The organism is Candidatus Burkholderia verschuerenii (genome assembly GCF_001189365.1).
In the GTDB taxonomy this organism is placed as follows: Bacteria; Pseudomonadota; Gammaproteobacteria; order Burkholderiales; family Burkholderiaceae; genus Caballeronia; species Caballeronia verschuerenii.
This window is the reverse complement of record NZ_LFJJ01000357.1, coordinates 1-8,827: the sequence shown is the minus strand read 5'-3', so window position 1 is coordinate 8,827 and position 8,827 is coordinate 1. Positions and strand designations below refer to the sequence as shown.

At 60.8% G+C, this 8,827-nt stretch carries 6 protein-coding genes and 3 pseudogenes; 1 reads left to right on the top strand and 8 read right to left on the bottom strand.

The genetic code is table 11. From position 1 onward, the window contains the following. Positions 1–162, bottom strand: a 162-nt coding sequence (locus tag BVER_RS36625) for a succinate dehydrogenase, cytochrome b556 subunit (protein ID WP_440588114.1), incomplete at its 3' end; no start/stop codon positions are given. A 172-nt stretch (positions 163–334) separates the two neighbouring features. Between BVER_RS36625 and BVER_RS28830 the strand changes: the two genes are divergently transcribed. Beyond that, on the top strand, positions 335–1,231 hold the full coding sequence (locus tag BVER_RS28830) for a LysR family transcriptional regulator (protein ID WP_050456136.1): 897 nt from the start codon (positions 335–337) through the stop codon (positions 1,229–1,231). Positions 1,232–1,235: 4 nt separating this feature from the next. Here BVER_RS28830 and BVER_RS28825 read toward each other — a convergent pair whose 3' ends face one another. From BVER_RS28825 to BVER_RS28795, 7 genes and pseudogenes are all read right to left on the bottom strand, one after another. Next, positions 1,236–2,483, bottom strand: coding sequence for an enolase C-terminal domain-like protein (locus BVER_RS28825; protein ID WP_050456135.1), 1,248 nt, complete (start codon positions 2,481–2,483; stop codon positions 1,236–1,238). Between the two features lie 4 nt (positions 2,484–2,487). Beyond that, positions 2,488–3,801, bottom strand: a pseudogene (locus tag BVER_RS28820) (MFS transporter). Positions 3,802–3,815: 14 nt separating this feature from the next. Continuing rightward, a complete protein-coding gene (locus BVER_RS28815; RefSeq protein WP_050456134.1) occupies positions 3,816–4,583 on the bottom strand; it encodes an SDR family oxidoreductase in 768 nt (255 codons plus the stop codon). A 24-nt stretch (positions 4,584–4,607) separates the two neighbouring features. After that, positions 4,608–5,327, bottom strand: a complete 720-nt coding sequence (locus tag BVER_RS28810; RefSeq protein WP_050456133.1) for a FadR/GntR family transcriptional regulator — start codon at positions 5,325–5,327, stop codon at positions 4,608–4,610. 87 nt (positions 5,328–5,414) lie between these two features. Further along, the gene (locus tag BVER_RS28805; RefSeq protein ID WP_050456132.1) at positions 5,415–7,040 is read right to left on the bottom strand and encodes a cobaltochelatase CobT-related protein; all 1,626 of its coding nucleotides are present in this window, start codon (positions 7,038–7,040) and stop codon (positions 5,415–5,417) included. Beyond that, positions 7,037–8,245 (bottom strand): annotated as a pseudogene (locus BVER_RS36405) (AAA family ATPase). Before BVER_RS36405 ends, BVER_RS28805 begins: the two are co-directional and overlap by 4 nt. 60 nt (positions 8,246–8,305) lie before the next feature. Further along, a pseudogene (locus tag BVER_RS28795) lies at positions 8,306–8,701 on the bottom strand (SDR family oxidoreductase); the annotation flags it as partial. Between the last annotated feature and the right edge of the window lie 126 nt (positions 8,702–8,827).

Here is an 8,827-nt window from a genome sequence, read left to right as displayed (position 1 = left end):
GCCACTGACACGATGCAGGATCGACACCTTCCCTGCGAGCGGCAAGCGGTATTGCGCGAGTTGGCCGATCCCGATGTTCCGGTACTCGGGCCTTGGTTTTTTTACGGCTTCAGCCATGCTAGACCCCTTCCTAAGCGATGAGACGTTGCGTGCAGCGTCGATGCACGACACGGGCGCGACTCGTCCTGCCTGATTCACTTCGACAAGCGATAGGCGACATATCTGGGGAGTAGTTCTAGCCCGCACTTTTGCGCGATAGCGATATTTTGTCGCGCCATTGTTATACTGTCAAATATCTATCGCGTCTTTCTGAAATAGGTTTTATAGATATCGGATGGAACTGCGTCATATTCGCTATTTTCTAGCAGTCGCCGAGGAGCGCAACGTCACGCGCGCGGCGGAAAAACTCGGCATCGGGCAGCCGCCGTTGAGCCAGCAAATCCACGCGCTGGAAGACGAACTCGGCGTACGCCTGTTTCGTCGCACGGGGCACGGCGTCGTGTTGACCGAGGCGGGAGAAGCCTTTGCGGTCGATGCTAAACGCATCATGGCCGATGCGCGCATCGCCATTGAAAACGCGCAGAGCGCGGGGCGCGGCGAAATCGGGCAGTTCAATATCGGTTTTACGGAATCGGCGGCGTTCAATCCGGTCGTGTCGAAACTTATTCGCGCCTATCGGCAGGCTTATCCTAACGTTACGCTTACGTTGGCTGAAGGCAACACCGCGCAGTTGCTTTCGTATCTCGACGATGGCCGCGTCGATGTCGCGTTCGTGCGGTTGGGCAGCGTATCGCCTGCCGGCGTGCAGTTCGATCATATTGCGATCGAGCCGATGAAGGTGGTTTTGCCGATCACGCATCGGCTGGCGAAGAAGCGTCGGATCGATCTGTCGCAACTTGCGGACGATCCGTTCGTCATGTTGCCGCGTGAGGCAAGTCCCACGCTGCATGATGTGATTGTCGGCGCGTGCCGCGATGCGGGCTTCGATCCGATCGAAGGACAGCAAGCGCCGCAGTTATCGTCCGTGGTGAATCTGGTGGCGGCGGAGTTCGGCGTATCGATCGTGCCCGCGTCCGTGTGTCAGATTCAGGTCGAAGGCGTGGTGTATAACGATGTCGCGGGCAAGGCGATTCCGATTCGCCTTGCGCTCGCCTCGCGCATCGATACGATGCCCGCGAAGACCGCGAATTTTTTGGCCATTGCGCGGACCTTCGCTTCGCCGATCGAATGACGTTTTAGGGCGTCTGCAACGCGCCGTCCATCAAACGCGTCTGCGTCCACTGCGTGACCGTGTTTTCGCACGGATAATTTGCCGCTTCCTTCTCGTCGATATCCACGCCGAGACCCGGTTTGTCGTTCGCATAGACAAAGCCGTGGCGGAATTCAGGCAAGCCGGGAAACACATCGAGCAAGGCCTCGCGCGGTCCCTTCAACTCCTGAATGACGAAGTTCGGCGGCTCCGTACCCGACCATTCCTGCAAACCGAAATTGCGCGCCGCCAGATCGATATGGATATTCGCCGCATGCGCCATCGGCGACATGTCGCCGGGGCCGTGCCACGCGGTGCGCACGCCGAACTGCTCCGCGAAAATCTGCAGCTTGCGTCCCGCCGTGATGCCGCCGATCTGACTCAGATGCACGCGCACGAAATCGATCAACCGTTCCGTGATCAGGAAGCGCCATTCGTAAAGATTATTGAACAATTCGCCTTGTGCGAGCGGCGTCGTGGTTTTTTCCCTTAGCTGACGCATCCACTCGCCTTCTTCGAGCGGAATCGCATCTTCGAGAAAGAACAATTCGAACGGTTCGAGTTCGCGTGCGAAACGAATCGCTTCGACCGGCTTCAGACGCTCGTGCACGTCATGGCATAACTCGACGTCGAAGCCGATCTTGTTGCGAATGCCATCGAACAGCTTGAGCGTTTCGCGCATGTACTTGCGACTATCGAGATAGATGCCGTTAGGCGAGCCTTCCGGCGCATTCGACGACGCGCGACCGAAAGCACCGCCGCCATAACCACCGCTCTGACAACGAATATGCGTGATGCCCTGCTCGCGATAACGCTGGATGTTGTCGCACAGTTCGTTGAGATCGCGGCCATCCGCATGTCGATAAATCGGCACGCCTTCGCGCACCTTGCCGCCGAACAACTGATACAGCGGCATATTCGCGAGCTTGCCCTTGATGTCCCACAACGCCATGTCGATGCCGGAGATCGCGTTGTTTTCGATCGGACCGTTACGCCAATACGCGTTCTGATGCATCAACTGCCAGAGATCTTCTATAGCCTCCGCATCGCGTCCGATCAGCAAGGGCCGCAGATATTCCTCGATCAGACATTTGACCGCGAGATGCCGGTAAGCGAAGGTCGCGCAACCCAAACCGTAAAGCCCGTCCTGATTCGTTTCTACCTTGACGACGATAAGATTGATGCCTTCCGGCGCGGTCAGAATGACCTTGACGTCGGTGATGAGTGTTGCCATTGCCTTATTCCGCGAGAGCGGAGGACACGGTTTTGGACTTCGTGCCCGCGCCTCCCTTGGGTGTCGAATGCTGGCCCGTTTGCGCGGGCACGAGCATCATGATGACGACGGACGCGAGCAGCGCCGCGGCCATGAACACATACGAAGCCGAAGGGCTGCCCGTCGCGCCGTTCAGATAGCCGACGAGCCACGCACCGAGGAACGCGCCGAGCGCTCCGCATGCGTTGATCAAACCGATCGCGCCGCCTAGCACGTTGCTCGGAATGAGTTCCGGCACGAGCGCGAAGAACGGTCCGTACGGCGCATACATCGTCGCGCCGGCAATCACCAGCAACACGAACGACAGCCAGAAATTCGAGCCGCCGACGAGATACGAACCGACGAACGCGATCGTGCCGATCAACAGCAGCGGCCACACGAACAGCTTGCGATTACGCGTCTTGTCCGACAGATACGACGCGATCAACATCAGGATGATGGCGGCAAGATACGGCACGGCCGAAAGCCAGCCGACCGACACGATATCGATTGTCGATGCAGACTTGAGAATGGACGGTAGCCACATGATGAAGCCGTACACGCCGATGCTCCACAGCGCATGAATCGCGCAGCACTTGAGCACGATCGACGAACGGAACGCGGCCTTGTAGTCGCGCACCGGCGCGATATGCGCCTGCTCGGACTTGAGGATCGCATCGAAATCGGCCTTCTCTTTCTCGCTCATCCAGTGTGCATCGGCGGGACGATCCTTCACCGTGAACCACCACACCACGGCCCACAACAACGCGGGCACGCCTTCGAAGACGAACATCTCGCGCCAGCCGAAGTTGCGCACGAGATAGCCCGATACGATCGACATCCACAGCACCGTGACCGGATTGCCGAGAATCAGGAACGTGTTGGCGCGCGAGCGTTCCGAGCGCGTGAACCAGCGGCTGATGTACATCAGCATCGAAGGCATGACCGCTGCCTCGACGATGCCGAGCACGAAACGCAGCGCCATCAGCATGGGAATATTGCTGACCATGCCGGTCGCGGCGGCGCATACGCCTCACAGCAACAGGCTGACGAAGATCAGCTTCTTGACGCTGTTTTTCTGCACGTAGATCGCGCCGGGCACTTGAAACAGGCAGTAGCCGAGAAAGAACAGCGAGCCGATCAGCGACGACGTTGCCGGCGTGATGCCGAGGTCCTTATCGATGCCCGCCGCCGCGAAGCCGTAATTCGCGCGATCGAAATACGCGAGGCTATAGGTGATGAAGATGATCGGCATGAGATGCCACCATCGCTGCGGCGCGACTGTTTTGACGCTTTCCATGATGTCTCCGATATTCACAGCACGGCGAGCCAGCCGCCATCCACATAGATGATTTGCCCGTTCACATAGCTCGACGCCGGCGACGCGAGATACACGGCCGTGCAGACGAGCTCTTCCGGCTTGCCCCAGCGCTGCGACGGGTTGCTGCTCTTCACCCATGCGTCGAAGCTCGCGTTATCGACGAGCGCCTGATTCATGTCGGTGAGGATGTAGCCCGGGCCGATCGCGTTCGCCTGAATATCGAACGCGGCCCATTCGGCGCTCATCGCGCGCGTCAGCATCTTCACGCCGCCCTTCGCCGCCGTATAAGGCGCGACGGTCGCGCGCGCGCCTTCGCTCGTCAGCGAACCGATATTGATGATCTTGCCCCCACGATGCCGGTCGATCATGCGACGCGCCGCTTCCTTCGCCACGATGAACGCGCTGGTCAGATTGGTGTCGATCACGCGTTGCCAGTCGGCAAGCGCGAGCTCGATCAGCGGCTTGCAGAACTGGATGCCCGCGTTGTTCACGAGGATGTCGACTTCGACGCCCGCCGCGTCCCACGCTTCGAATGCGGCGGCGACGGCGGCTTCATCGGTGACGTCGAACGCGCGGCCTTGCGCGTCGATGCCTTCGTCGCGCAGACGGCTCACGGCTGCATCGACGGTATCGGCTTTCGTGCCGTTGATGACGACGCGCGCGCCTGCCTTGCCCAAACCTTGCGCGAGCGCAAAGCCGATGCCGCGCGCGGAGCCGGTGACGAGCGCCGTGCGGCCGCTCAGATCGAACAACTGGGTCATGCGAAGATCCTTTATCGTGTAGGTTTAAAGCGGCTTATCTTTGGTAGTCCGATGCAATTCGGCACGATAGTCGAAATCCTTTTCGGCGTGCGCGATCAGCGTGAGTACCGCTTTCTCCGCCGCATCCTGATCGCCATTTTCGATCGCGATGCACAGCGCCTCGTGCATCGGCAGGGAGCGCGCCGGGCCGCCCGCGATCTCCGAACTCAATTCGAAACTCGTGCGCAGAATCGCGGAGAGCGCGTTCTGCATTTGCTGGATGAACTGGTTGTGGCACGCAGTGAGAATCGCGCCGTGAAAGGCGAGATCGGCGGGCACGTATTCGCCGTGGCCCGCGACCGCGCGCTCCATCGCCTTGAACGCGCGACGCACCGCGACGCGATCCTCGGGCGTCGCACGCTTCGCCGCGAGCTTCGCCGCATTCGACTCGATGATCGTGCGCAGTTCCATCAGATCGCGGATGAGATCGGCGTCCACGGTGCCGGCGCGCGCGCGCCAGGTGATGACGTCGGGATCGAACAGTTGCCACTGCGAACGCGGCAGCACGATGGTGCCGTGACGGCGGCGCACCTGAAGCATGCCCTTCGCCGACAGCGACTTCATCGTCTCGCGAATGGTGATGCGGCTCACCTGCATCTGTTCCGCAAGCTCGGTCTCGGCCGGCAGGATGTCGCCGGGCAGGAATTTGCCCGAGCAAATCTGCTCGCCCATCTGATTCAACACTTGCCGGTGCAAAGTCGGCATGGCTCGAATTACCTTCTAGATCATACGTATGATCTAGAAGGCAACAAAGCGTGTTACATCAGAACAATCAGGGTTGTCCCGGAGCGCCTATCGGTTGAGGAGCGTCGTCGCCAGCACGGCGAACGCTTGCGCCGGCAATTCGTGAAGCGCGCGGACCACGATGCTGGTCGGATAGAACTGCTCGACCGCATCGTCGAGCACGCCGACGCCGATCAGTTCGATGCCCTTCTGCGCGATATCTCTGACGCGTTCGTGCAGATCGTTGCGCAGCACGGTGGGATGGCCGTCGCCGGTGGCGGGATAGCCGTCGGACAGCACCATCAGAATGCGCCGTTTCGCGCGATGCATCGTCAGGCGATCGGCGGCCCAGGCAAGCGCTTCGCCATCGGGATTTTCGTGGCCGCATTCGATCGCGACGAGACCATCGAGCGCATTCGAATCGAAGCGCTTGTAGACCGTCAGATCGAGCCGCTCGACGAAGCGGTTGAAGCGGCGCATCGGCGTGCCGTCGGCGAGCGCCGCATCGTAGGCCGCGCGCATCTCCGGCGATTCGATCGAGCTATAGCCGAGCACTTCGCAATCGAAGGCCAGTTGCATCAGTGCATCGGCGAGCGCCGCGGCGCATAGTCGCGCGAGTTCGATCTTCTTGCCCGTCATCGATCCGCTGCGATCGATCAGAATGCTGACCGCTGCATCGCGGCCCTTCGCAACGCGCTTCACGCGAAACGGCGTGCGATAGCCGGGCGAGATCGCGAGTCGCGGCAAGGCGTGACGATCGAGCTCGCCGCGTTCCTGTTCGCGTCGCCAATGCGTGTGTTCGTCGGCGCGCAATGCGCGTTCGAGTTTGGCCTTGAGCGATGCGGTTTCCGCGCGCGCAAGCGACAATAGATTGCGCCACGCGATGGCGTTGCCCTTACCGGTCAGGTCCGTGACGAGATCGAATTCGGTCGTGAAAGGCACGGACAGAAATGGACGCACGCCTTCATTATTTATAAGGATGACTGATTGTATGCTGTCGGATGTCGCAATCTTGTCGCTCGAAGAAGGCGCAATCTGATCGCCACCAAGGAACTCGCTGGATACGTTTTCCGCGTCGAATGTGTCGTCGGCATCGGAACTGAACATCATCGTGTTGAAGGCGCGCGATGCGAGCATGCGCACCGACGCCACCAATTCCCGCGATGCCGCGATGCTTTCCGCCGTGCTGCGCGCATGCCGCGCGGCGTCGATTTGCGCCTCGCATGCATTGAGCGTCGCGAGCAGCGAATCGATGCGTTCGTTTGCGGATAGCGCCTCGTTCCACAGCGCGCGATCGATCAGCCAAAGCAGCTTGTCGCACCAAGCCATGTCGTGCCAGCCGCGCGCAATCTCCGATGCCGCATGCTCGCGCCATCGCGCAAGATAATGGCGTGCGCCGGGATAGCGTTCGAGCAGTTGGACACAGACGCGCCGATCATCGATGCTTTGCGCAAGGCGCTGTTCAACAGGCGCATCGACTTGCGCCAACGCGCGCGCATCGCCGTATTTCATGCGCGCGGCGAGCAGATCGACGTAGCCGGTCAGCAGATCGTCGTCCGCATCGAGTTCGGGCAAGACGATGCGCCCGCGCTCCACGCGCGGACCATCGGGAAGCATCACCGCTTCGATCTGCGGATCGCCGGTCAGCACGCGCGCGAGTCGCGTGAGCGCGGTCGTGTCGAGCGATGCACTCACGCGTCGAGATCGATGTGATGCCGGATGATGCTGCGAATCAGCGTCGCATCTTCCGCGCTCACTTTCGAATAAATCACGGGACCGGCGGCGCGTTCGGGATCGCCGTGACGCAGCATCAGTTCGGTCCAGTCGATCAGCCGACGCGTGGAGAACGCGCTCGCAAGATCCTCGCGCACGAAGGCCGTGCGGCACTCGGCCGCGATGGCCGCAAGCGTATGCGCGAGCGCTTCGTCAAGGCGCGGCGCGAAGGTTCGCATCAGCACGCGCGCTTCGTCGGCGGGAGAAAGATAGTCCATCAGATAGACGCGCCAGCGATCGAGGAACGCCTCGTTCATCAGATTGGCGCCTTGATAGAGATGCCGGTACGCGCTCATCGCGCCCACTGCATTCGCGGTTGCGAACAAACGAAACGCCGGATGCGGCGTCACGATCTCGTCGCCCTTCTCCTTGAGCAGCAGACGTCCGGCGGGTTCGAGCACGGCCGTCAGCACCGCGAGAATCGCAGGCTCCGCGAAGTCGATTTCATCGATCACCAGTCAATGGCCCGCGCGCATCGCGAGCGGCAGCACGCCATCGACCCAGCGCGTTTCGCCGCCCTTCACGGTCCAGAAGCCGACGAAATCGCCAATGGTCGTCTGCCCGTTCATATTGGAACGCAGCACGCCGTGCGCTGCGTGCGCGGCGATCTGTTCGATAAGGCTCGTCTTGCCCGCGCCCGTGTGACCGATCAGCATCACGCGCTTGTTTTCGGCGATATCGCGCAGCACGTCGTTGGCGCGATCGGTGAAGAGATAAGCGGGATTGACAGCGGGAACCAGCGAGCCACCCGCGCCTTGCGCGATGGCGATATCGCCGATGGTGATGGAAGGTTCGTCGACTTGCGATGCGGGCATCGCCTGCGCCGCGCGACGCAGCCGCATCATGAAATCTTCGCGATGCGGCGGCGCAAGCGTCTCGCCTTCACCGCTGCGCACGAAGCCTTCACGATGCCATTTGTGCAGCTTCGCGCGCAGATTGTCGAGATCGACGACCGTGTCGATATTCACGCGCCCTTGCGCACCGCCATGCTCGATGCGATACATATGCTCGCGCTCGGACATACTCACGCGCCACCATTCGCTCGGCGCGCCGGGCGGGCGCTCGTACACGCCGACGAACGGATCTTGCTTGGGATCTTCTACGCGAATCGAAAGCTCAGCGCTCATGATCGGGCCTGAATAGCGGATTAACCGCTATTTTAGGCCCGATACAAACCCCATGACGAATCAGCGCATGCCGCCGCTAGCCGTGAGATGTTCGCCCGTGAGCCAGCGCGAATCGTCGGAGGCGAGGAACACGGCGATATCGGCGATATCGCGCGGCTGGCCGATACGGCCCAGCGGCGTTTGAGCGACCGCTTGCTTGTCGAAGTCCGAGCCGATCACGCCGAGCGTTTCAGCGCCTTCCGTATGCACGATGCCGGGGTTGATTGCATTGACGCGAATCTGCTTCGGGCCGAGTTCGCGCGCGAGCACGCCGGTGATCGCGTCCACCGCGCCTTTGGTGCCGCTATACACAGCGGTCGTCGGCGGCGTGATGCGCGATACGACGGAGCTGACATTGATGATGCTCGAGCCTTCGCCGAGATGTTTGGCTGCTGCTTGCGACACCAGCAAGAGGCCTAGGCTCTGTTCACATTTGAAGAAATGTGTTTACATCTCATCTTTTGCGTAAGCGATCAAGATGAGTCGAATGTTGCTGACCGATGAGATATGGGGACGACTGGAGTCCATTGTTCCGGGTAAGCC